At 55.3% G+C, this 24,673-nt stretch carries 14 protein-coding genes; 13 read left to right on the top strand and 1 reads right to left on the bottom strand.

Annotated features, from left to right (window positions below):
- Positions 1 to 85: 85 nt before the first annotated feature.
- The 7 genes from ABD949_RS09430 to ABD949_RS09460 all read left to right on the top strand — a co-directional run bounded on the left by ABD949_RS09430 (position 86) and on the right by ABD949_RS09460 (position 9,251).
- Positions 86 to 1,258 (top strand): YncE family protein, encoded by a 1,173-nt coding sequence (locus ABD949_RS09430; protein ID WP_345242831.1) that lies wholly within the window; start codon positions 86 to 88, stop codon positions 1,256 to 1,258.
- Between the two features lie 36 nt (positions 1,259 to 1,294).
- Positions 1,295 to 3,073, top strand: a complete 1,779-nt coding sequence (locus ABD949_RS09435; protein WP_345242833.1) for an L-lactate permease — start codon at positions 1,295 to 1,297, stop codon at positions 3,071 to 3,073.
- A gap of 21 nt (positions 3,074 to 3,094) precedes the next feature.
- Positions 3,095 to 3,832, top strand: coding sequence for a (Fe-S)-binding protein (locus ABD949_RS09440; RefSeq protein ID WP_345242836.1), 738 nt, complete (start codon positions 3,095 to 3,097; stop codon positions 3,830 to 3,832).
- A complete protein-coding gene (locus ABD949_RS09445) occupies positions 3,832 to 5,277 on the top strand; it encodes a lactate utilization protein B (protein ID WP_345242838.1) in 1,446 nt (481 codons plus the stop codon). The genes ABD949_RS09440 and ABD949_RS09445 overlap by 1 nt, the downstream gene beginning before the upstream one ends.
- Positions 5,243 to 5,857 (top strand): LutC/YkgG family protein, encoded by a 615-nt coding sequence (locus ABD949_RS09450; protein WP_345242839.1) that lies wholly within the window; start codon positions 5,243 to 5,245, stop codon positions 5,855 to 5,857. The genes ABD949_RS09445 and ABD949_RS09450 overlap by 35 nt, the downstream gene beginning before the upstream one ends.
- 17 nt (positions 5,858 to 5,874) lie before the next feature.
- The gene (locus ABD949_RS09455) at positions 5,875 to 7,770 is read left to right on the top strand and encodes a malate synthase (protein WP_345242841.1); all 1,896 of its coding nucleotides are present in this window, start codon (positions 5,875 to 5,877) and stop codon (positions 7,768 to 7,770) included.
- A 65-nt stretch (positions 7,771 to 7,835) separates the two neighbouring features.
- Positions 7,836 to 9,251, top strand: coding sequence for a sulfatase family protein (locus tag ABD949_RS09460; protein ID WP_345242842.1), 1,416 nt, complete (start codon positions 7,836 to 7,838; stop codon positions 9,249 to 9,251).
- Positions 9,252 to 9,458: 207 nt separating this feature from the next.
- Here ABD949_RS09460 and ABD949_RS09465 read toward each other — a convergent pair whose 3' ends face one another.
- Positions 9,459 to 10,091, bottom strand: a complete 633-nt coding sequence (locus tag ABD949_RS09465) for a hypothetical protein (protein ID WP_345242844.1) — start codon at positions 10,089 to 10,091, stop codon at positions 9,459 to 9,461.
- A 301-nt stretch (positions 10,092 to 10,392) separates the two neighbouring features.
- On the opposite strand from ABD949_RS09465, the gene ABD949_RS09470 reads away from it, so the two are divergent.
- The 6 genes from ABD949_RS09470 to ABD949_RS09495 all read left to right on the top strand — a co-directional run bounded on the left by ABD949_RS09470 (position 10,393) and on the right by ABD949_RS09495 (position 24,635).
- Positions 10,393 to 14,541 (top strand): ATP-binding protein, encoded by a 4,149-nt coding sequence (locus ABD949_RS09470; protein WP_345242845.1) that lies wholly within the window; start codon positions 10,393 to 10,395, stop codon positions 14,539 to 14,541.
- Positions 14,542 to 14,766: 225 nt separating this feature from the next.
- Positions 14,767 to 17,616 carry a T9SS type A sorting domain-containing protein gene (locus ABD949_RS09475; protein ID WP_345242847.1) on the top strand — a complete coding sequence of 950 codons (2,850 nt, stop codon included), beginning with the start codon at positions 14,767 to 14,769 and terminating at the stop codon, positions 17,614 to 17,616.
- Between the two features lie 236 nt (positions 17,617 to 17,852).
- Positions 17,853 to 18,449: an RNA polymerase sigma factor gene (locus tag ABD949_RS09480; RefSeq protein ID WP_345242850.1), complete on the top strand. Its 597-nt coding sequence runs from the start codon at positions 17,853 to 17,855 to the stop codon at positions 18,447 to 18,449.
- Between the two features lie 89 nt (positions 18,450 to 18,538).
- Positions 18,539 to 19,564 carry a FecR family protein gene (locus ABD949_RS09485; RefSeq protein WP_345242852.1) on the top strand — a complete coding sequence of 342 codons (1,026 nt, stop codon included), beginning with the start codon at positions 18,539 to 18,541 and terminating at the stop codon, positions 19,562 to 19,564.
- Positions 19,565 to 19,567: 3 nt separating this feature from the next.
- Positions 19,568 to 23,173, top strand: a complete 3,606-nt coding sequence (locus ABD949_RS09490) for a SusC/RagA family TonB-linked outer membrane protein (RefSeq protein WP_345242854.1) — start codon at positions 19,568 to 19,570, stop codon at positions 23,171 to 23,173.
- A 19-nt stretch (positions 23,174 to 23,192) separates the two neighbouring features.
- On the top strand, positions 23,193 to 24,635 hold the full coding sequence (locus tag ABD949_RS09495) for a RagB/SusD family nutrient uptake outer membrane protein (protein WP_345242856.1): 1,443 nt from the start codon (positions 23,193 to 23,195) through the stop codon (positions 24,633 to 24,635).
- Positions 24,636 to 24,673 lie beyond the last annotated feature (38 nt).

Consider the following 24,673-nt stretch of genomic DNA (forward strand, 5'->3'; position numbering starts at 1 on the left):
GAAAAGGGGGTAGTTTAAGACCAGTTTGCTCTTATAGTAACAATACCATTTTATCGATAAAAAAGACTATTTGCCTGACCCTGCTATGAACGTAATTAAAACTGGTTTGCTACTGATCTGTGGTGCGTTACTGCTGCTGACCACCCCGGCGTGGGTAGTTGTCAAACAAGGAAATCCATCAACGCTTTCCGACAAACCTGCCCCCAGGGTAAAACGCTATCTATATGTGGTGACCCCTGGTGTCCGGAACTACCTGGGTTACGGCGGTCATGGTATTCAGGTGTTCGACATCGACAATAATCACCGCTTTGTCAAGTTCATTCCGACCGGTGGCTTGCGGAAAGACGGAACCCCGTCCAACGTCAAAGGCGTGGATATCAGCTTGGCTACCAACTGCATTTATATCAGCACCCTGGAGGCCCTGCAGTGCATCGACCTGACCACCGAGAAGCTTGTGTGGGAGAAACAATATGAAGGCGGGGTGGACCGGATCTCTATTTCGCCGGATGGCAAGATCATCTACATGCCTTCCCTGGAAAAAGAGTTCTGGACGGTAGTGGACGCCAAAACCGGCGACATCATCAGCAAGATTGTGACCAATTCCGGCGCACACAATACCATATACGGTCCCGATGGCAACTTCGTTTACCTGGCCGGCCTGAAATCGACTTACCTGAACGTAGCCGATACCAAAACGCATACCGTAACCAAACAGGTTGGCCCTTTCAGTGCGGATATTCGGCCGTTTACCATCAATGGTTCCCAGACGCTGGTGTACGTCAATGTCAACGGCCTGCTGGGCTTTGAAGTAGGCGACCTGGTCACGGGCAAGAAACTGCACCGGGTGCAGGTGCAGGGCTTCAATATCGGGGAAGTAAAACGTCATAGCTGTCCAAGCCACGGCATTGCGCTAACTCCCGACGAGCGGGAACTGTGGCTATGCGACGGGGCTAACAACCGGGTGCATGTATTTGATAACACGGTAATGCCGCCGGTTCAGCGCACCACCATTCAGGTGAGAGACATGCCCGGTTGGATTACCTTCAGCGCCGACGGGAAATATGCTTATCCGTCAACCGGCGACATCATCGACGTAAAAACCCGCAAAATCATTACTACGCTCGAAGACCAGCACTATAACAGTGTTCAGAGCGAGAAAATGGTGGAAATTCACTTCAGCGGCAAGAAACCTGTTTTTGCCGGGGATCAATTTGGCATTGGACAGGTAAAGCAAAAGCAGGTAGCCTCCCGCAACTAATTCGCCTTTTTTCTAACCCTTCTCCATAAAGCTGCCATGAAGTGGACGCAACTGGTAAACCCGCTCGACAATATTGCTTTATCAGCTTTAGTGGCGGTCGCCCCCATCCTGTTTATCTTCTGGGCGCTCATCATTCGCCGGATGAAAGGGTATAAGGCCAGTCTGCTGACGCTGCTTTTGGCGTTGCTGCTGGCCATTTTTGTGTACAACATGCCGGTTTACCTGGCGGTGATGTCGGCGGTACACGGTGCCTTGTACGGCCTGTTTCCTATCTGCTGGATTATCATCGGGGCCGTTTTTCTATACAACATTACCGTACAGAGCGGGCAGTTTGAGATCATCAAAAGTTTTATGGCTTCGGTGACCACCGACCGCCGGTTGCAGGCGCTGCTGATCGCGTTTTCGTTCGGGGCGTTTCTCGAAGGGGCCGCTGGCATGGGGGCACCCGTGGCCATTACGGCGGCTATGCTGGTGGGTCTGGGCTTCAATCCGCTGTATGCTGCCGGTATCTGCCTGATCTCGAATACCGCGCCGGTGGCGTTTGGGGCGGTGGGTACGCCGATTATTATTGCCGCTCAGGTGTCGGATCTGCCCGATATGGCCATTTCGCAAATGGTGGGCCGCACGCTACCCATCCTGTCGGTGGTGGTGCCGCTGTATCTGGTGGTGATTATGGCGGGTTTTCGCAAATCAATGGAGGTGCTGCCGGCCATTCTGGTGTCGGGTATCTCCTTTGCCTTCTTTCAATGGCTGACAGCTAATTACCTGGGACCGATGCTGCCGGATGTGATTGCCGGCCTGGCCTCCATCATCTGCCTGACGGTATTACTGCGGTACTGGAAACCTAAAGCGAACTGGCGCTTTCAGGAGGAGCCTCCGCAAACGATTGAAACCAGCCGGCGTTATTCGGCCGGGCAGGTGCTGCGGGCCTGGTCGCCGTTTCTGATGATGACCATCATGATTATTGCCTGGGGCCTGCAGCCGGTGCGGGATGCGCTGAATTTTGTTGGCCAGTTGAAATTTTACGTCCCCGGTTTGCAGGATGGACTGCTGAAAGCCGATGGCAGCCCGCTGGTGATCAAGCCTTTTGACTTGAACTATCTCTCCAATTCCGGAACGGCCCTGCTGCTGACGGGCATTATCTCCCTGCCGCTGGTGGGCATGAGTTTCCGGGAAGGGGCGAAAGTGTACCTGATGACGCTGAACCAGTTGAAGTTTCCCATCATCACGGTAGCCTCGGTAGTAGGTTTTGCGTTTGTGGCCAACAACTCCGGCATGTCGATTACCATGGCCATGGTGCTGGCGAGTACGGGCGTTCTGTTTCCGTTCTTTTCACCGATGCTAGGCTGGCTGGGGGTGTTTCTGACCGGTTCTGATACCTCCTCCAACGCCTTGTTCTGTAAGCTACAGCACACGTCGGCCACCGCCATCGGCATTGATCCGGTGGTGACGGTAGCGGCCAATGCCTCGGGTGGGGTAACGGGTAAGATGATCTCCCCACAGTCCATTGCGGTGGGTGCGGCTTCGGTGGGGCTGGTGGGGCAGGAGTCGGCAATTTTCCGGTTTACGGTGAAGCACAGCTTTATCATGCTGTTTGTAATCTGTGTGATTACCATGCTTCAGGCTTACGTCATCACCTGGATTATTCCTGCGTATCAGGTAGTTGAAACGGCAGCTAAAACGGTGGCTACTGATCTGACTACCGGCTTTGCCTATCTGTTGTTGCTGACTGCGGTGATGCTTATGCTGGCGCTGATGGTTTACCTGCTCAACCGCCGGCAAACCAAAGATTCCGTAGCAACGCTTAATTCTTAACTCATCACCCTTAACTGAAAAATGACTGTCGGTTTATTTATACCCTGTTACGTTAACCAGCTATACCCTAAAGCGGCCATTGCGACGCTGCGTCTGTTGCAGCGGTTGGGCGTGGATGTGGTGTATCCGCCCAAACAGACCTGCTGCGGACAGCCCATGGCCAACTCCGGTTTTGAGCACCTGACGCAGGGCTGCAACGACCGGTTTATTGAAAACTTCGCCGGGTTTGATTATATCGTGGCTCCGTCGGCCAGTTGCGTGCTGCACGTAAAAGACCACCTGCACGCGCAGGGCAACCAGGAGGAGGCCGAGCATATCAGATCCCGCATCTATGAACTGGTTGAGTTCTTAACCGATGTGCTGAAAGTAGAAAACCTCTCCGCCCACTTTCCACATAAAGTGGGTATTCACCAAAGCTGTCATGGTCTTCGCGGGTTGCACCTGGCTCAAATGAGCGAACTGAATGCTGAGCCTTTTTCCAAACCGGTTCACCTGCTCAATATGGTGGAGGGATTGGAACTGGTACCGCTGGACCGGCCCGACGACTGCTGCGGTTTTGGCGGCACTTTTTGCATTGCCGAAGAAGCCGTGTCGGTGAAGATGGGGAAAGACCGGGTGAAGGATCACCAGAAGAACGGAGCCGAATACATCACCTCGGTGGACATGTCCTGCCTGATGCACCTGGAGGGTATCCTGCACCGCAACCAGAGTGCGGTGAAAGTTGTACACATTGCCGAAATCCTAAACGCTGGCTACTGATGAAAACCCTGACCAAAGACCATCCTGCCTTAGCTGAAGAATTTATCAAAGACGAAGAGCGCACCGACTGGCACGATGGTGCCCTGTGGTGGATTCGGCAGAAGCGCGATATGGCGTCTAAACAGATTCCCGAATGGGAAGCCCTGCGTGATGCCGCGTCACGTATCAAGAGCAATGTACTGTCTAATCTGCACGACTACCTGCTGGAGTTTGAAGCCAATCTGATCAAAAACGGCATTACCGTCCACTGGGCCGCCGATGCAGAGGAGCACAACCAGATCGTGTACTCGATCCTGAAAGAAAAGGAGATTACGCAACTGGTCAAGAGCAAATCCATGCTCACCGAAGAGTGCCACCTGAACGAATACCTCATCGAGCGCGGGGTAGATGTGATTAACTCCGATCTGGGCGAGTACATTCAGCAGTTGGACAACGAACCGCCGAGCCATATTGTCTTGCCCTGTATCCACAAGCGCAAAGAAGAAATCGGCGAGATTTTCCACGAACACATTGGTACCCCCAAAGGCGAATCTGACCCGACTACGCTGACGCGGTTTGCCCGCCGGCACCTGCGCAACGTATTCATGACCCGCCGGGCCACGCTGACCGGTGTAAACTTTGCCGTGGCTGAAACCGGCGAATACGTGGTCTGCACCAACGAAGGCAACGCCGATATGGGGGCTCACCTGTCGGATGTGCAGATCGCGTCGATGGGCATCGAAAAGATTATTCCACAGAAGCAACACCTGGGTATATTCCTGCGGCTGCTGGCCCGCAGCGGCACTGGTCAGCCGATTACCATTTACTCCAGCCACTTTAAAAAGCCCCGCAAAGGGCAGGAGATGCACCTGATTCTGGTGGATATGGGCCGCACACGCCAACTGGGGCGCCCCGACTTCCGCGACTCGCTGAAGTGCATCCGCTGTGGGGCCTGCATGAATACCTGCCCCGTGTACCGCAAGAGCGGAGGGCTCAGCTACCACAATACCATAGCCGGTCCCATCGGGGCAATTCTTGCCCCCAACCTGGACATGCAGAAACACGCCGATCTGCCCTTTGCCTCCACGCTCTGCGGCTCCTGCTCCAACGTATGCCCCGTTAAGATTCCGATTCATGAGCAGTTATATAAATGGCGGCAGGTGATTGTGCAGGAGGGCTATGCGGCCAACACCAAAGTGCTGGGCATGAAAGCGATGGCCTGGACGCTGTCCTCGCCCGCTTCGTACCTGACCGCCGGTAAAGCGGCCCGGTGGGTGCTGAACAACATTCCGGTTGCGATCAACAACAAGCTGAATCCCTGGTACAAACAGCGCGATATGCCCGACAGTCCCAAAGAATCCTTCGGCGAGTGGTACGCCCGCAACCAGTCCAGCAGCTCAGTGAACCACCGCGACGGCGGACCGTTCACCAATGAACCAGTTAACCAGCCCACCAACCATGAATAGCCGCGAGAAGGTACTGGCCGCCGTGTTGCAGAATCAGCCGGCGCTCAGCCCCCTGCCGGATATGTCCATTTTCCGGGGCGAGCCGGCGGATCTGGCTGCCCGGTACTGCGATATGGGTACCTATATCGGCAGCAAGGTCTACCGGGCAGGGAGTCTGGCGGAGGTTGCCTCCCTGATTCAGGCAAACTTTGACACCGATAAGCGCATCATCACCACGCTGCCGGACCTGAGCGATTCGTTTGAACTGCTATCGGACACGGCTGATCCGCGTACCTTTAATGATGTCAATCTGGCCATCATCAAAGCCAAATTGGCCGTAGCCGAAAACGGCGCAGTCTGGCTGACGGAGCAGCAGATGGGTCAGCGCATCATTCCGTACATCTGCCAGCATCTGGCCGTGGTAGTGTTGGAAAGCAGCATTGTACCGACCCTGCACGAAGCCTATGCGCAGATTGGGGCCGGCGACTACGGCTTTGGGGCGTTTATCGGCGGCCCTTCCAAAACGGCCGATATTGAGCAGGCGCTGGTGCTGGGCGCGCACGGCCCCATTTCCATGAGCCTTTTTGTTGTAAACGATTAACCCTGAACGATCCCGCTATGACGGCATCCACCCTCACGATTCGCGATAACCTGAAAGACACCTATTCCGACGTTTATACCCCCGAAGCACTTGCCGCTTTATCCGCCCTTGCTCTCTTCAATAAACCCATCAAAAAAGTTATGGCCGCCCGCATGCAGCGCCGGGCCGAACGCCAGCGGCTGAAGGAGCGTATTACCTTTCTGGACCCGGAGAGTTCTATACCCGGTACTCGGATCCGGGTGCAGGATGCCCGCGACGGTAACTTTGAAGGAGCCGTGATCCCGCCCGATTTGCAGCGGCAGTGGATTCAGGGCACCGGACCGGCTGCCAAACCCAACGCGCCCGTCGAAAGCAGCATCCGCAACGTTGCCTACGCCCTGCTCTCCGGGGCCGACGGCTGGATGTTCGACGGTGAAGATGCGCTGGGACAGATTACGACCATGTCCCTGGATAACCAGCGCAACCTTAAACTGGCCATTCACCGCGACCCCTTGTTTCTGAAGGTAGCGGAGCAAGTAGCGGGCGAGATGAATACCTGGGCGCGGGGCTTTCTGGGCCGCGAAACCATTACCGACTGGCAGAAACAACTGGATTTTACCACCAAGATCTTTCGCGCCCGCGGTCTGCACCTCGACGACCGCCACATCCGCGATGCCGATGGCGTTGCCATGGCAGCCTCCATCGTAGACCTTACGCTGTATGTCACCAACAACTACCAGGCTCTGCAACAGGCCGGCTCATCGGTGGTGCTGTACCTGCCCAAGATCCAGAAAGCGAGCGAAGCGGCCCTGTGGAATGAGATGCTGACGGCACTGGAGCATCATCTGGGCATGGCTAAGGGCACCATCAAGGTCTACGTGCTGGTAGAGCAGTTAGAAGCTACTTATCAGCTGATGGAGATCCGGGCCGCATTGAGCCGGCATTTTGTCGGCTTCAATACCGGTCGCTGGGATTACATCAACAGCGTCTCGGATGCGATGGCGTGGGACAGCAGCTTTATTAACCCCAACATCGAAGCCATTACCATGACATACGGCTACATGCGTAACTACGAGGACCGGGTTCGTCGGGCCGTAAACACCCCCGACCGCAACGGCAACTACGCGCTGTGGCAGGGCGGTATGGAACCCAATATACCAGTAGGTTCATCCGAGGGCGTAGCCGCCAGCATGAAAAAAGCCGTAGCCGGTGCCGAGCGGGAGCAGCGCGAAGGAGCCAGCGGCAAGTGGGTGGCCCACTGGAAAATGGTGCATATTGTCCGACCGGTTTGGGAGAAGGTGGGTGCCGCCAATCAACTGGGCCGTGAGTTCCCCCGGCTGACCTATACCCCGGCCGATGCCGACGGCCTGATCCAGCTGGAGCCGGCTCCCAGGGACATCCGGGGGGCGCGCAACCTGCTGAGCGTAGCCTTGCAGTACGGCAACGCCTTCGGGCAAGGGATGCAGGCAGCCGCCCTAAAAGCCGCCGACTTCTTCGGCAACGACGACATCCTGTACCTGATGGAGGACATGGCCACGGGCGAAATCCGGCTGAGTATTCTCTGGGAGTGGCTGCACAAAGGCGCAACCCTGACCGAGAGCGACCCGGCCACCGGCGTTCAGGCGGGCGATACCTTTACCGAATCGCTCTACCGCCGGCTGCTGGACGAAGAATACGACAAACTGCTGAAGGCCTCCAGCAAAGACGTTTTCGACTCGTCCAAGACCACCACGCTGCCCATTGCCCGTGCCATTGCCGATACCTACATTCTGAGCGCCGTAAAGCCGCCCTGGTTCATCGACCTGCTGAACATTAACCTTAACAATCTCGACCTGGCCGAAGCCAGCCGCCGAATTAGCCTGTATATGGATACGCTGAATCGGGAGGGTACACGCATTACGGAGAATCTGGATTTTAAACCAGTGGGGCAATAGGTCTGAGGGAGGATTTTGGGCTGGCAAAGAGTAGCATACGTTTTAGACTTTTAATTCTGACACCCTTGAAGCGAATCACACTGCTGGTTCTGGTTATCGCTACCGCCACCGGACTCCGCCCGTCGAATCACCAGCGGGTTATGCCTGCGCCGGCTCCCAACATTATTTTTCTGCTCGCCGACGATCAGCGCTGGGATGCCCTGGGGGCGGCCGGTAACCGGATTATTCAAACCCCAAACCTTGACCGGCTGGTGAGCGATGGGTTTTATTTCCGGCGGGCCTACGTCACCACGCCGATCTGTGCCATTAGCCGGGCGAGTATCCTGAGCGGTCAGTACGCCCGACGCCACGGTATTGTCGATTTTGCCACGCCTTTTTCCGATTCAGCGCTGGCGCAGACGTACCCCGTATGGCTACGAAAGGCAGGGTACCGGACCGGGTTTATCGGTAAGTACGGGGTAGGAGATGAGATGCCGGTCGGCGAATACGACTACTGGCGGGGTTTCAAAGGCCAGGGCAACTACGCTGCCCGCGATGCCCAGGGGAACCCCATTCACCTGACCGATCTGATGGGCCGGCAAATGGAAGAGTTCATTCAGACAAATCCGGCCGGGAAACCCTTCTGTCTGTCGGTAAGCTTTAAAGCACCCCACGCCCAGGACGCGGCCAATCCTGAATTTCCGTACGCGGAGCGTTTCGGCGAACACTACCGGGAATCTGTGCTGAAGCGGCCGGCGGCAGCCGATGACCGGTATTACCGGCAATTTCCTGACTGGTTCCGGCAGAACGATCGCAACGAATCCCGTGTACGCTGGAGCCGGCGCTTTGCCACCGATTCCATGTTTCAGCAAACCACCAAATCCTACTTCCGGCTGATTACGGGAATCGACGATGTAGTGGGTCACCTGCGCCAAACCCTGCAGGCGCTTGGGCTGGCCGACAATACCATCCTGGTCTACACGAGTGACAATGGGTTCTACGTGGGTGAATACGGTTTCGCCGACAAATGGTACGGCCACGAACTGTCTATCCGGGTACCGCTTATCGTCTATGACCCGCGCCGTTCCGATTGGCATGGCCGTGTCACCGACCGGTATACCCTCAACATCGACATCGCCCCGACGCTGCTCACCCTGGCGGGCGTACCGGTACCGGCAGGTATGCAGGGCCGCTCCCTGACGCAGTTGATGGATACCCGAAACGGCGAGATGTCCCGGACGCCCTGGCGTACCGAATTCTTTTTCGAGCACCTGTTCAATACCCCCGCCGTGTTTATTCCCCAATCGGAGGGCGTGCTCAGCGCCGACAGAAAGTACGTCCTGTACTTTAACCTCCGGCAGCCGGGCGACAGCTACGAAGAGGTATACGATTTGCGCAAAGACCCGCAGGAGCTGAAGAATCTGGCCGCGCTGCCCGCCGGCCAGCCACTAAAGAAAGCCCTGCTCCCCGCGTTCAAGCGGTTGAAAAAACAGGCACAATGAAGTTAAGGGAGCATTGGTTACATGATGGAAAATGCAATGCTATTGGTACTGACTGGGGATAATGCTGTAGATAATGCATGGAAAATAATTCGTCAGGCATAACGGAATACGCATCGCAGCAACGTATCGATGCTATACAACAGGAAGCTTCCAGGAACGGGTTAACCCCTGTCTAGTAGACGAATTGCTAGGGGACAATTTACAAGCCTACCTGCCGCAATCTGCGTGCGCGTTGTAGCCTTTGGCGGTTTTAACCGAAAAGCTTCTGACAAACTGCCGCTTGCAATTGTCATCGTAGGTAGGTTCAATCACGCTTTTCGCTTCAATATCGTCGTTCTTCCAGGTGTAAATAAAGAACTTCTCCTGAAACTTTTCTTTTTTTCCGGGGCCTGAACATTCTACTTCCCGCTCTTCAATGGTACTTTGCGGGGCACCGTACCGCGAAGGCATCGCTTCCAGAATGTCCGGCGTAATCTTGGCCTCCAGTTCCACCAGCACATCATTGTGGAAGGTCAGGTAAGCTTCTTTGAGATTAACCCCCGAGAAGGAGTAGTCGCCTACCCGGTACACCTTCGATTGAGCGCACTTGCTGGCACGGGATGGTTTATTGGCTTCGCTCGGGTCATACACAACTTTGTATATTTTTCCCTTCTCAAAGTCTTTTTCGGCCAGAAATGCCTTCTGCTCTACTACCTTGGCGTTCAGCTCTTTCGTGAGTTCGTCAATTACATCAACGGTCGTGCTGCCCGGCTTGAATTTTCCCAAACCCTCTACTTTGGGCGGACGCTGGCCAACCAGGCAGATCGGCGCTAACAGAAGCAGGCAAACTAATGTTTTCATTGTACTGGTTACAAATTGATTCAGTTCGATGGATCGTTCCGGCATCTGGTCTCCTGGACAGTACCCGCAATTGCGTACCCACCAGCCCGAACGATTCGGGCTGCAAAATAACGGGAAGTTAGTGATAAAATGCGTTAAAAAACAATCTAATGAGCAAATGGTATGAAGGCTGTGGCCAGACCGGCAGACAAATTTAAAGCAGGCGGGTGCCTGAGTTATAATCCTGTTGTCCTTAGAAAAAATACTTAAAGTCTGCCTTTTCTGCGTATCTTTAAAACTATTCTTTACTCTTGGGCTTCTTTTGAGATTTGCAGTAAAAATTTTTATCTTTTCTGTTGTCCTGTTGATGGGCTTGTGTACGCTGGCAACCGCCCAGTCCTATACAGCCTCGGTGAAACACTATGGCCCGGAGCAGGGGCTGGCGCACCGGGAGGTGAATGCTATTCTTCAGGACCGCCAGGGGTTTATGTGGTTTGGTACCCGGTTTGGACTGAACCGCTTCGATGGTCAGAAATTCCGGGTCTACACAAAAGCGAAAAACGAACTCGATTTCGATGATGTGCAGTCGATTGCGCAGGATGCCGATGGTATACTGTGGCTGATGGGGTCACACGATGAATCAAAAATTTCCCTGTTCAATCCGCTGACCGGTACGGCAATCTCCTTCGCGGAAAAGTTTAAGAAAAAACTATCACCCACCGCCTATAATTTTCCGTCGCGGTTGTTTGGCAGCGACAGCGGAAGCATCTTTTTTGCTACTTACCAACCCGCTGCACTCGTTTCTTACCACCCTAAGTCAGGGCTGAGGTCTGTTTCCCTCCCCCAGTTCAAGACACTAACGGTCGAACGGGTAACCGCCCGAAACACGGTATGGGCCATTGCCAATGACAATATACTGGTAGAACTAACGCCGGATGGGCGTGTGCTGCATCAGTTCTCTCATCCACAAAGCGTGGTCAGGGTTTGTTACGGGCAGCGAAACGCCGGAATCGACTTGTTCTATTTTACGTACGGCAGCGCATCCCGGCCCGAATCTTTTTTTAGTGTTGATGAACAGGGGAATCGCCGTGAATTGCCTTACTCTTTTCTCAAATCCCTCGCACAGTACCTATTGCCGGTTTGCTACGCCTACGATACCAATGGACTTGTTTGGGATGGTATCCATCTGCGCGACATCCAGAAGGGTACGCTGCTGGACATTACCCCTCAGACCGGGGGAGAGTCTATCACCAACCGGAGTTTCTTCCGGGACCGCCAGGGACGCTTCTGGCTAGGTACCAGTTTTGGCATTTATCAGGTAAAACTAACCAGGAATCATTTCCAACGCTTGTTTTACGAACCCTCAAACCAGGGAGAAAAGGTGGCCGCCGTCCGGGGTATCCAGGTTATTGGGGATGAGGTATACGCCAATCTGGAGAAGTTGGGCCTCTACAGGAGCAGCCGTTCGGGCGGACCGGTGCAGTCAATCTATCAGCAAAATGTCTTCGCGTTTGCCTACGGCCTGGGTCAGCCTTATCCGGGTAAATTAGTTGCCGGAATCAGAAATCAGCTTCTCCAGGTCAACCTGGCCAGCCGTTCGGCTACCGAAATTGTTTTACCGAAAGGATTGTCGTTATGGACTTTTTATCCGGTAAACCAGGAACAGTTTCTGATTGGCGGGCGTTTGGGGTTATGGCTGTTTCAGACCAGGGATAACCAGGTTGTTACGTTTACCCGCTATAACCAGTTTTCTGAACTTGCCCAGGCGCATGTGCTGCATATCGGGGCCGACCGGCAGGGTGCTATCTGGGTATGTGCGAATACCGGCCTTTATACGCTCGATCCGGCCAAAGGCGTTACCGCCCGCTATTGGAGCGGTGGCAAGGGACAGTTCTTCCTGCCTGCCGATGATTACCAGCACATCTACCAGGATAAGCAGCAGGTCTACTGGCTGGCTACCGCCAACAGCGGCCTGATTCGCTGGGATCGCCGGCAGCACCAGTACCGGCAGTTCCGGCGCAGCGAGGGTTTGTCCAATGACAACATCTATGCCGTGTACCCCGCGCAGGGACACCTTTGGCTAAGCAGTGATTTTGGCCTGATGCAGTTTGATCCCCTTCGCCTGACTACGCGAACGTACTTCGTGGAAGATGGCATTACCCATAACGAGTTCAACCGGATTGCGCATTATCAGGATGAGCGCGGCCGAATCTACTTTGGTGGTTTAAACGGTGTAACGGCCTTTGATCCGCGTGATTTTCAGGGCGAGAAACCGGTGGAGGGTGCCCCCTTGCGTATTACTTCGTTTCGCCAGTATGACCCTGCTACGAAAACGATTCTCGATAAAACCGAGGAGGTGATTAACACCAATACCCTTACCATTGAGCCGGATGACCGTTCCAGTGTGCTGGATTTTGCCCTGCTGAATTATTCGAGTGCCGAGAAAAATATATATACGTATCGGTTTACGGATGTCGATACAAACTGGACCTACCAATCGGAACCCTCGTTACGATTGAGCAATTTGCCGTATGGTCAACACCAGTTGCTTATTAAGGCGCAGGCGGCCAACGGGCAGTGGTCGGCCAATACCCTGGCTATTACCTTGCTTGTTGAGCGCCCCTTTTACCTGCGTCTCTGGTTTCTGCTGGTTCTGGCTCTGCTGGCAGGTGCTGGCATTCGCTGGCGTATCTGGCGGCAGAAACTCAAGCAGGTTCGGCTGGAAACCGAGATCCGGCAGGCCACCGCCCGAATCGAACAGGACAAACAAACGATAGCGCAGGATAAAGAAATTATTGCCGGGCAGGCTAGTGATTTGCTGCGGCTCAACGAAACCAAATCGCGTTTTTTTGCCAATATCTCGCATGAGTTTCGTACCCCGCTCACGGTCATTCTGGGCATGGCAACCGAACTCAGAAAAAAGCCGGACCAGGGCCCTCGGACCGTCGAACAATTGGCCGGTCTGATCGAACGGAACGGGACCAATCTGCTGCGGCTAATCAACCAGATTCTGGACCTCTCGAAGCTCGAAGCCGGCGAGATGCACCTGCACCCGGTGCGTGCCGACCTGATCGGCTTTATTCGCTACGTGGGCGAATCGTTCCACTCAATGGCGAAGGACAGGGATATTCAGCTTCATTTTCTCTTTGAGGAGGATCAGGTTGACGCTGACTTCGACCAGGAAAAACTCCAGCATATTATCGCCAATCTGCTGGCCAACGCCTTGAAGTTTATCCCCGCCGGCGGGCATGTGTACTGTCAGTTGAAGACACCTGAGCGCTGGCAGCCACTAAGCCCGCGTGGATACTACGAAGAACTTGTGCCAACAACCCATCTGGATGGCCCCTGGATTCAGTTCAGCGTCAGTGATACCGGTCCCGGCATTGATCCGGTGAGTCTGCCCAGAATCTTTGACCGGTTTTACCAGACGGAGACTCAGGCCGGAGGGACAGGTATCGGTTTGGCGCTGGTGCGTGAACTGGTGGTGCTGATGCAGGGCGGATTGGCGGTTCGGAACCGCTCCGGTCAGGTCGGACAGGGAGCCGAGTTCGTGATCAGCTTACCGTTCACCCGTCAGGCTGACCCGGCTACGCATGGCCCAGGCGAAGGCCTGTTACCCGCCCCCCGCCTGGTTGGCTCAACCCGTAACGATTGGGCGGACCCTGATCGGGAAGTGGTCGGCCATCAGCCTGTCTTGCTGCTGGTAGAAGACAACAACGACGTAGCGGACTACATTTATTCCTGTGTGCAGGCCGATTACCACGTAATCCGGGCCGAAAACGGACAGGCGGGTATTGACCTGGCGCTGGAGAAGGTACCGGACCTGATTCTGAGCGACGTGATGATGCCCGTGAAAGATGGCTTTGCTTTATGTGATACATTGAAAAATGATGAGCGGACCAGCCATATTCCCATCGTGCTGCTGACGGCCCGGGCGGCTGTCAGTGACCGGATTGCCGGTTTACGGCGGGGGGCGGATGCCTATCTGGTAAAGCCGTTTGAGCGGGAAGAGTTACTGGTGACGCTGACTAATATGCTTCAGACCCGGCAGCGGCTCCAGTCGTATTTCAGTCAATTGGCGCTGGGCCGCAGCCGGCTGGGTATGGCTGCGCCAGGGCCGGATCCGGCGGATGCGGACCAGGCCCTGGAAGACCAGTTTTTGGTCAATCTCCGAACGACCCTGGAAACTCATTTTACAGATCCTGACTTTTCCATCGATACCCTCTGCCAGTTAGTGGGGATGAGCCGCCCAGTCCTGAATCAGAAACTAACGGCCCTGACCGGCATGTCAATCAGCCGGTATCTTCGTTCACTGCGACTGCACAGAGCAAAGGAATTATTGGCGGCCTCCGACATGAACATTTCGCAGGTAGCCTACGCTGTCGGTTTTGAAGATCCCAAATACTTTAGCCGCCTGTTCTCGGAGGAGTTCGGCATAGCGCCCGGTACTTTCCGGCTTTCGACTAAATAGGAAAAAAAACACTCCGGGAGGCCATTTTTCCACCATCCTGTCTATTTCTCCACCATGTTCTAACCGGTTCTCCACCTTTTTGCTGAAGATCTCCACCTGGTTTATAGGTGAATACGGGTAAAATTGCCTTGCTATTGTAAGGTATTTTTTAACTAAATGTAACGTATGAATTTGAACGCTACTCTTTTACGCGGGCTACTCTTTTTAACCTGTTGCTGTATAAGTGTGACAGCAGTTTGGGCAACCACCTTTCCTGTCACCACTACGGCTAATACTGGTCCCGGTTCACTGCGGCAGGCAATCTTAGATGCCAATGCCGACAATACGGCCACCGCCGACAACCCGCATGTAATTAACATTACCAGCACGGGGACCATTACACTGGAAAAGCCGTTTCTGGTGCTCACCAACCACATTACCATTCAGGGGCCGGGCCAGACCAGCCTGACGATTAGCGGGGCTAATGCCACCCGTATTTTCTGGCTTCAGAACGGAACCATCACCATCAGGGATGTAACCATGGCCGATGGCCTGGCCAAAGGTGGCGACGGTGGGGGTGGCGGTATGGGCGCGGGCGGAGCCATCTTCATGCACGAGGGACGGGAAGGAGGCAGCGGTTCGCTTAGTGTCAAATTGATTAATGTTACCCTGAACAATAACAAAGCGGTGGGCGGAACAGCCATCAGTAGTTCGGATGGTTACGGGCCTGGTGGCGGTATGGGCGGAGACGGTGTCCGCTCAGGCGGTGGTGGCGTTTTAGGCATGGGTGGCGGGGGTGGGGGGGGAAGCGTAGAAGATGCTTCCAATTCGGCGCCTGGCGGCAACGGGGGCATCCCTATCTTTGGCAATGGTGGCTGGTACGGCAGTGGAGCCGGCGGTTTTGGTGGGGGCGGTGGCAACGGATTGCAGGCACGGTCTGTGGAAACAAGTGCACCTAGTGGCGGAGCCGGTGGTTTTGGCGGGGGCGGTGGCGAGGGGGGTATTGGCTACTATGAGTATTTTATGGGTAACCTCATCCTCCATAAACCAAATGGAGCGGGCGGAATTGGCGGCTTTGGCGGGGGTGGTGGTAATTCTCCGGGCCTACATGCCACCGCCGGCGGCCGTGGGGGTTTCGGCGGTGGTGGCGGTTATCCTTACGGCAGTGCAGGCTTCGGCGGTGGCGAAGGAGGGGGGAGATCTGACGGACGCTTTGAGGATGTATCCGGCGGGGGCGGTATGGGCGCGGGCGGAGCCATTTTTGTTGCCAGTGGTGCCCTTCAACTCGTCAATGTTAGCTTTACGGGCAACACTGCTATAGCTGAATACAATCCTTACGGAGGTGGTGGCAGCGCCTTTGGCGGTGCTATCTTTATTTTCAATAAAGCCGATAACTACGGGTATCCTGCGCCGGGTACCACTAATGATCCCACCGTATCAGGCTGCAATTTTACCTTCACCAACAATGAAGCACGGGAGGGATATCAGACTAAATCAGATAATACGTACGGCACGATCAGTGGTTATACCGGAAGCGCTATCACACAGCAACCCCTCAGCGGTACCGCCATCTGTCCGGGAGGAAGTGCTACCACTTCCGTCAGTGTAGAGGGGACCGGCCCATTCAGTTACCAATGGTATAAAGACGGACAGAACCTGGGAGCCGCCCAGCGTACGGCAACCCTGTCGCTGACGAACCTGCAGGCCAGTCAGGCCGGGAGCTATTCCGTGGTTATAACCGGTGAGTGTACCAGTTTAACCTCTACCGCTTTTAGCCTGACGGTCAATTCGGCTCCCGTACCAACCCTGTCTGTTAGCGGCACACTGACTTGCGCCCAGACCAGCGTGACTTTAACCGTAGGTGGGGGGAGTTCCTACCAATTCAGCGGCCAGGGCATTCTCAACCAGAATAGCAGTTCGGGTGAAGCGGTCGTTAATGCAACAGGTACTTACTCGGTAACGGTAACATCAGCCAATGGCTGCACGGCGGAGACAAGCGTTACCGTTAGTGAGGACATCACAGCCCCTCAGCCCCTCATCAATCCCAGCTCGTACACACTTTCCTGCGCCACGCCATCGGTAAGCCTGACAGCCTCGGGTGGGGTGAGCTACCGCTGGGAGAATGGGAGTAGCAATCCTGTACGCACGGTGAGCAAGGCGGGTACCTACTCGGTAACGGTAACCTCGGCCAATGGCTGCCCGGCCGTGGCGAATGTCCAGATCAGTGGCAGTACGGCCCCGGCCAGTGCCTCCATTACGGCTTCCGCTATCTGGGTGAGCACCGGTCAGTCCGTAACCCTTACGGCCAGCGGAGGTACTTCATATCAGTGGAATACCGGAGGGCATGGCAACACCGTCACGGTGATACCGCCTACGGGTACTTCGGTCTACTCAGTGACCGTCACCGATGCAGCCGGCTGTTCGGGCACGGCTTCCATCAGCATCACGGCCACCGAGCAAATCCAGGTAACCGGACCTGCCAGCTTGTGTGTAAAGACGTCTCCGCCGGCAAGAGACCAGGTTAGCCTGCCGCTAACAATGACGGTAATAGGGGCACCCGCAGCCTACGTGTATACCTGGTCGTACAAAACGCCTAAATCGACCAAATATAAAGCGATCGAAGTGGGAGGGACCTCCATTGGGACGGTTGAAATGCTACCCGTAGCAGGCGAGCCTGAGCTGACTATCAAAGGAGCAAAGGGTAATCTCAATTCGTTGCAGGGCTATCGGGTTCGAATGACAGTTACCCTGGCGGGACAGATGGTTGGTAGTGCAGAGACGCTGCTGGATGGCAGTTGTCCGGTAGGCAGCAGTAATAGTCGTCTAGGTGCACTCTCGGCAGAAACGGTTCAGGTCCTTATCTATCCGAATCCGGTAGCAGATCGGTTGCAGGTCGAGATACGCGGCCTCGGCCAGACCGCTAAGGTCGGCATCTTTGATCTGCAGGGTCGTCAGCAGGGCCAGTGGACAGTAGAGCCGGTCGAAGGGGCAGGACAACTGAACACCCCGTTATCAGACCTGCCCGGAGGGCTGTACCTGCTACAGGTCGAGACGGCCAATGGCGTGTTGCATCGCCAGCGCGTGCTCAAGCATTAGTAAGTATAAAGTAAATACATTCACGAAGATAAGAGGCTGCTCTGCTGGTAAAGAGGGCAGCCTCTTATGTCGTGAATAATCTTCTGGAATGTTGTCAACTCTGTTTTTGTACTGCAAGTAGAAGGAACTGACCTTTTTGTTTATACCTTAGCTATTCAGTATGGCGATAGCTCGTGCAGCTGTCGCTCATATACACAGGCTATAGTCGTAACGACCAACCGCCATAGGTATGTGTCATGAACAAGACGCCGGTTAACGATGCGGTGTGGGAGGCCTTTCAACAGGGCAGCGAACCGGCGTTTCGGGCGTTGTATGTCGCGCATTACAAGTTACTGGTCAACTATGGCCGCCGGTTTGGGGCGGAAAATGCCCTGATCGAAGATGCCGTCCATGACCTGTTTCTGGAACTATGGCACTACCGGCGCACCCTTACCAAACCACAATCCATTCAATCGTACCTCCTGAAGTCATTCCGCAACCGACTGCTAACCCAACTGGCACAGCAATACCGTTTTCAGAGCAATGGTGAAGAAGACGCCGGCTTTGGTTTATTACCAGCTGAGCCTTCTGCCGAAGACCGGCTGATTGAAGCGGGGCTGAGCCATGAACAGCAGCTGCGGGTACAAAAAGCCATGGCGTTGCTGTCGCCCCGGCAGCAGGAAATCCTTTACCTTCGCTATTTCAGCGACTTCGATTACGAGCAGATCTGCGCCGTTATGGGCATTACCTACCATACCGCCCGAACCCAGATGCATCAGGCGCTTACGGCACTGCGGAGACGCTTACAGGAAAACTGGCTGGTCTGCCTTCTGCTGATGCTGACAGCTCAGTAGGCTGAAGCTGGTTGCAGAAAAATTTTTTCTGCCGTCATACTACAAATCGTTGGCCGCTATCTCTTATAGGCGATTATCATCTCTGCTGCATGAAATCGCTGGACTACTATGCATCGTTAACTGCCGATGACCTGGCCGCCGAACCAGCGTTCCGGGTATGGGTTTTGTCGCCTACACCCGCTCTGAATCTGTTCTGGGAATCTGTCAAAGCCATCAATCCGGTCGGTATCGAGCGGGCTCGCCTGCTGGTATATGGATTAGAGATGGCCTGGGATGAGATGCCGGAGGAGGCTGCCGACGCTTCGTATACGCGGTTGCGTGAACGTTTGTCTGAACAGCCGCCTACCGTTCGGCCACTGTCGGCGACCCGGCCCTGGTTTTATCGGTACAGTTCCGTGGCTGCGGCCGTAGTGGTACTGCTGCTGGCCGGTGTAGGGGGGTGGCTGCTGAGCCGCCCGCCCGAAACGCTGACCTACCAGACTGCCTACGGGAAAATTCAGACGGTAACGCTGCCCGATGGTTCCGTGGTAACCCTCAACGGTAACTCGACCCTCCGCCTGACCGACAATTGGGCAGCGCAGGGTCGCCGGGAGGTCAACCTCACCGGAGAGGCTTTCTTCGAGGTAAACAAACAGCCCAACGGCCAACGAATGACCTTTATCGTTCATACCAGCACGATGGATGTGGTGGTGCTGGGAACCCGCTTCAGCGTAGCAACCCGCCGGAAAAAAACGCAGGTGGTTCTGCAGGAGGGTAAGGTGAAGCTGCAACTGGACCGCCAGCCCGACATTGTGATGCGCCCCGGCGATCTGGTTGAGGCCTCCGCCGGTCAGCAGACGATTCGCCACACCCGTGTCAACGCCGACCGCTACATAGCCTGGCGGGCGAATCAGCTAATCTTTGACGACGAACCTTTACGCACCATCATCCAGCGGATGCAGGATCTGTACGGCCTGCAAATTTCTGTGACTGATAGCTCCCTGCTCGACGAGCGCTTTACCGGGGTAACCCCCACTGACCAGCCGGATCTCCTGGTTCGCCTGCTGGCGGAGACATTTAAATGCCAGGTTACCCGGCAGGGTAATGACATTGTATTTACGCCTATAACCAAGTAAACCATGAAAAAAGTATTTCCTAACCTGATGGGTTTAGCCTTCTGCCTGAGTGTGGGGAGCCTGTGCTCCACCGCCGAAGCACAGGGGCTGGCATCATCGTCTTTGTACGCACAGGCACGCCCAGGGGCTGATCGTAACCAGCCTGATAACAGCAGGGCCGGCCGCCCGGCCTCCAAAACCCTGAGTGACGTGCTGCGCGTTATGGAAAACCGGTACGGAATCCGGTTTGCCTTTCAGCGCAAAACGGTTCAGGATAAAGTGGTGCGGATGCCGCTGCTGGCTTCCGCCGACCGGGATGCCGTGCTGCGATCGGTGCTAAAGCCACTGAACCTGACCTACCGGAAAGTGGATGAACAGTATTACGTTATTGTGGAAGCCGATGAAGAGAACAGCAAACCAGCGGCTCCGGTTACTCAATCGCCGGTATCGGACGAGCGGGTATTGCCGACGCGGCCGGTCAACGGCAACGAACTCCGGGAGAACAGCCTGGTCGCGTCTATGACACTGCGCCAACCGGTTGAAGAACTCCGGCAGGAGCGACGGATTACCGGAAAAGTGACGGCGGACGAAAACGGCCAGGGCCTGCCCGGCGTCAGTGTGACCTTGAAAGGGACCAGCCGGGGAACTTCCACGGATGCCGACGGTAATTACGTGCTGAACGTTCCCAACGGGAGCATCGCCACCCTGGTATTCTCATTCATTGGTTATGCGTCGCAGGAGGTAACCCTTGGCAGCCAATCGACCATCAACGTTACGCTGAAGGCATCCGACCAGACACTGGACGAGGTAGTGGTGGTGGGGTACGGTACGCAGCAACGGCGCGATGTAACAGGGTCAATTGCTTCGCTGAATACCCGCACCATCCGCGATCAGCCGGTGCCGAATATCGTTGAGGGGCTAACCGGGCGGATGCCGGGTGTCTTAATTCAGCAGAATACAGGTGCGCCGGGCAACAGCCCTTCCATCAAAATACGAGGGTTAGGCTCCATCAGTGCCGGCAACGGCCCTCTGGTTGTGATTGACGGGCAGCCCCTGGATTCGGGATCGCTGACTAATGGCGGTGGGCTCAACCAGCTCAACCCCAACGATATTGAGAAAATCGATGTCCTGAAAGATGCATCGGCCACGGCTATTTACGGTTCGCGGGGTGCTAATGGCGTGGTTGTGGTAACTACCAGGCGGGGGAAGGCCGGACAGACCCGGCTAAACCTGGACTACTACACCGGTGTGCAGGAGGTAACCAAAAAGATGGATATTCTGAACGCCCAGCAGTTTGCGGAGTTTTCCAAAGAAGCGTTCAACAATGCTTATCTGGAGCGGGTATCGGGTGCTAAAATTGAAGACCCCAACAGCGCCCGTCCGGCTGGCCAGCGCTATCGCTATCCCCGTGGGGAGGTGGGCGGTATTAATTTTGATAACCCGTCCAGTCTGACTTCCTACGACTATCAGGATATGATTTTCCGGAAAGCTCCGATTAGCAGCTATCAGCTTACAGCGTCGGGCGGCTCTGAGAAAGTGCAGTTTATGGTGTCTGGCAACTACCTGAGCCAAAAGGGTATTATTAAAAAATCAGGGCTGGATCGCTACACCGTCCGGACCAATGTCGACGCCCAGATGACCTCTTTTCTGCGCATGGGGGTTAGTCTGAGTCCTTCCATTTCGGTCGAGGACCGGGTAAATACCGATGGGCACTGGGCCAGCAATGGCGTCATCAACTCAGCCCTGAACCTGCCGCCCTTTATTCCCATTTATCAACCCGGAACTACGGTTTATAATTCTCAGGCTTTTTATGCCGCGCCGTACGACTGGCCGGGGATTACCAACCCTGTAGCCAACATCAACGAAGTAGATAACAAATTCCGCACCACCCGCTTGCTGGGTAATGCTTATATGGAACTGCAACTGCCCCTGAACATCCTGTATCGGGGTACCATAGGCGGAGATGTTCAGCACCAGCGGCAAAATAATTTCCTGACTTCGGCGCTGCCACTGAACCAGCTGCTGCCCCCGACCGTCAGCACCGGTCTGTCCAATACGTTCCAGAGCATGAACTGGGTAACCAACCACACGCTGACCTATAGCCGGCAACTTGCCGAGACGCACCGGATTGAAGTGCTGGCGGGTCTGGAGAGCCAGAAGAATGACTTTGAGAGCAACCGGGTCAATGCCAACAACTTCCCGAACGATATTGTCCGGACCATCAACGCCGGCACCATCACCGGGGGCGCTTCTTTCCGGGATCAGTGGTCGCTGGCGTCTTATTTTGGCCGCGTAGCGTATTCGTTTCAGGACCGATATTTGTTCAATGCTTCGTTCCGGCGCGACGGCTCCTCGCGTTTCGGCCGCAACAACCGCTGGGGTACGTTCCCCTCGGCATCGGTCGGCTGGCGGGTATCTGAAGAACCTTTTCTGCGGAACAACCGGGTTGTCTCCGAGCTGAAACTGAAAGCCAGCTATGGGTTGTCGGGCAACAACGCCTTTACCAGTAATTACCCGGCTATCGGCCTGTTAGGCAGCGACAACTATGTGTTTGGGAATGTGCTGGCGAATGGCCTGGCGGTAAGCTCCATCGGCAACGATAACCTGACGTGGGAAAAAAGCCGCCAGACGGATATCGGTCTCGAACTGGGTATCCTGAACAACCGGGTTTTTCTGACCGCCGACTACTACAGCCGCATCACCACCGACCTGCTGCTGGCCGTGCAGGTACCGACACTGACGGGCTTCTCCTCGGCGGTGCGGAACATCGGTAAAGTAGAGAACAAAGGGATGGAGTTTGCGCTGAATACCCGGAACCTGACCGGTGCCTTTACCTGGTCAACAGACCTGAATATCTCGTTTAACCGCAATAAAGTCCTGGCACTCGGACCTACCGGCGACCCGATCCGCAGCGGCACCGGCGTGGGCGAAACCAACATTACCGTTATCGGCCAGCCGCTCGGTAGTTTCTATGGATACCGACAGTTAGGCGTTTTCCGCGATCAAGCCGATCTGGACAGTTACCCGCACTTTGCTGATACCCGTCCCGGTGATGTAAAGTACGAGGATGTAAACGGCGATGGCCGGATCAACGCCGACGACCGGACCCTCATCGGCAATAATCAGCCCGATTTTATCTATGGCTTCACCAACAGTTTCAGCTATAAGGGTATCGATCTGGGCATCGTTATACAGGGCGTCCAGGGGGGCGAGATCCTGAACCTGTCGCGCCGGTTCTACGAGAACCTGGAGGGTAACTCCAATGCGCTGACGACCGTGCTGGACCGCTGGCGGTCTCCGCAGGATCCCGGCAACGGCAAAACACCCCGTGCCAATACCCGGACGACCGGTAATAACAACGCCATATCGACGCGGTGGGTAGAAGACGCCAGTTACCTGCGGGTGCGGAATATCACCATCGGGTATAACCTGCCGAAGGCCCTGACGCAGCGTGCCCGGCTCCAGGGTGTACGGGTATATGCCGGGGTACAAAACGCCCTGACGTTCTCGAAATACCTGAGTTTCAATCCGGAGGTGAGCGGCTACGAAGGTCCGCTAACGGGTGGGGTTGACTACGGAAGCTACCCGCTGGCGCGTACCTACACGATTGGCGTTAATATCGGACTCTAACCCTCAATCTTTGACCTCTATGAAACGAACATACTTGCTGGCCGCCCTGCTAACGGCCGCGCTCACCGGTTGCAAAGAGCAATTCCTGGATTTGTCGCCAATATCACAGGCCAATACCGGCACGTTTTATAAAACCAGTGCCGACTTACTTAATGCCCTGAATGGTGCCTATGGGGCGCTTCAGTTCGGCGGGCAGTACGGTAGTTACTATGTTGTGTCTGAGATACCGTCGGATGATACCACCCCGGTTTTGTCGGGGTCGGTGACGGATCAGGATGAATTCGATAAGTTCTACCTCCGCACCACCAATCCGTTCCTGGCCTCCCGTTGGTCAGACGGCTACCGGGGTATCTACCGGACCAACGCGGTGATTGACCGCAGTGCCGGCATTCAGATGGACGAGGAACTAAAGAAGCGGATCGTGGGTGAGGCCAAGTTTCTGCGGGCGCTCATGTATTTCAACCTGGTGCGGGTGTTCGGCGATGTGCCGCTGGTGGTAAAAGAAATTACCGATCCGCAGGAAGGCTATACGTTTGGCCGTACCCCGGCAGCTGAGGTTTATAACCAGATTATTAAGGACCTGACCGAAGCCGAAGCCGCACTGCCGGCCACCTATACCGGTGTCAATGTAGGCCGGGCTACCCGCGGAGCTGCCAAAGCGCTGCTGGGCAAGGTGTACCTGACGCAGAAAAAATACGCCGAAGCGGCCCAGAAGCTGAAAGAAGTGATTGATTCCGGTACATATGAACTGCTGCCAAATTATGCCGATGTCTTCCGGGCGTCGAATAAGAACCATAAGGAATCTATTTTCGATGTGCAGTACAAGAAAGGTAACATTGGCGAAGGCAGCGGTTTTGCCAATGCCTACGCGCCCGAAAACTCTGGCAATGCGGTGATTCAGTTCGGTGGGGGTGGCAACAACCGGCCCACTCCGGATATGGTTCAGGCCTATGAGCCGGGTGATACCCGTAAAGATGTATCGCTGGCTACCAGCTACGTCAATGCCAGTGGTACAAAGATTGACTACAACTTCGTTCGGAAGTTTCGGGATACGCCCGTCGTGAACGGCGATTCGGAAGACAACTGGCCGGTGCTGCGTTACGCCGACGTGCTGCTGATGTACGCCGAAGCCCTGAACGAGCAGGGCCGCCCGGCGGAGGCCCTACCGTACCTGAACCAGATTCGCAAACGGGCCGGGCTTGCCGAAAAAACACTGGCAGACACAGGTGCCCAGGCGGCTATGCGGCAGGCCATCGAGCAGGAACGGCGGGTAGAACTGGCGTTTGAAGGCCACCGCTGGTTTGACCTGGTGCGGACTGGTCGGGCGCTGGACGTCTTGAAAGCCAAAGCCCAGGCCATCGGCATTAAAACCGACCTGAAAGAAAGCAACCTGATCTTCCCGGTGCCGCAGAGCCAGATTGATATTAACCCGACGCAGATCAAGCAGAATCCGGGGTATTAAGTCATACGATTAACCAGTTAAACGGCCTTACATCATGT

The sequence above is a fragment of the Nibrella saemangeumensis genome, assembly GCF_039541915.1.
Lineage (GTDB): Bacteria > Bacteroidota > Bacteroidia > Cytophagales > Spirosomataceae > Nibrella > Nibrella saemangeumensis.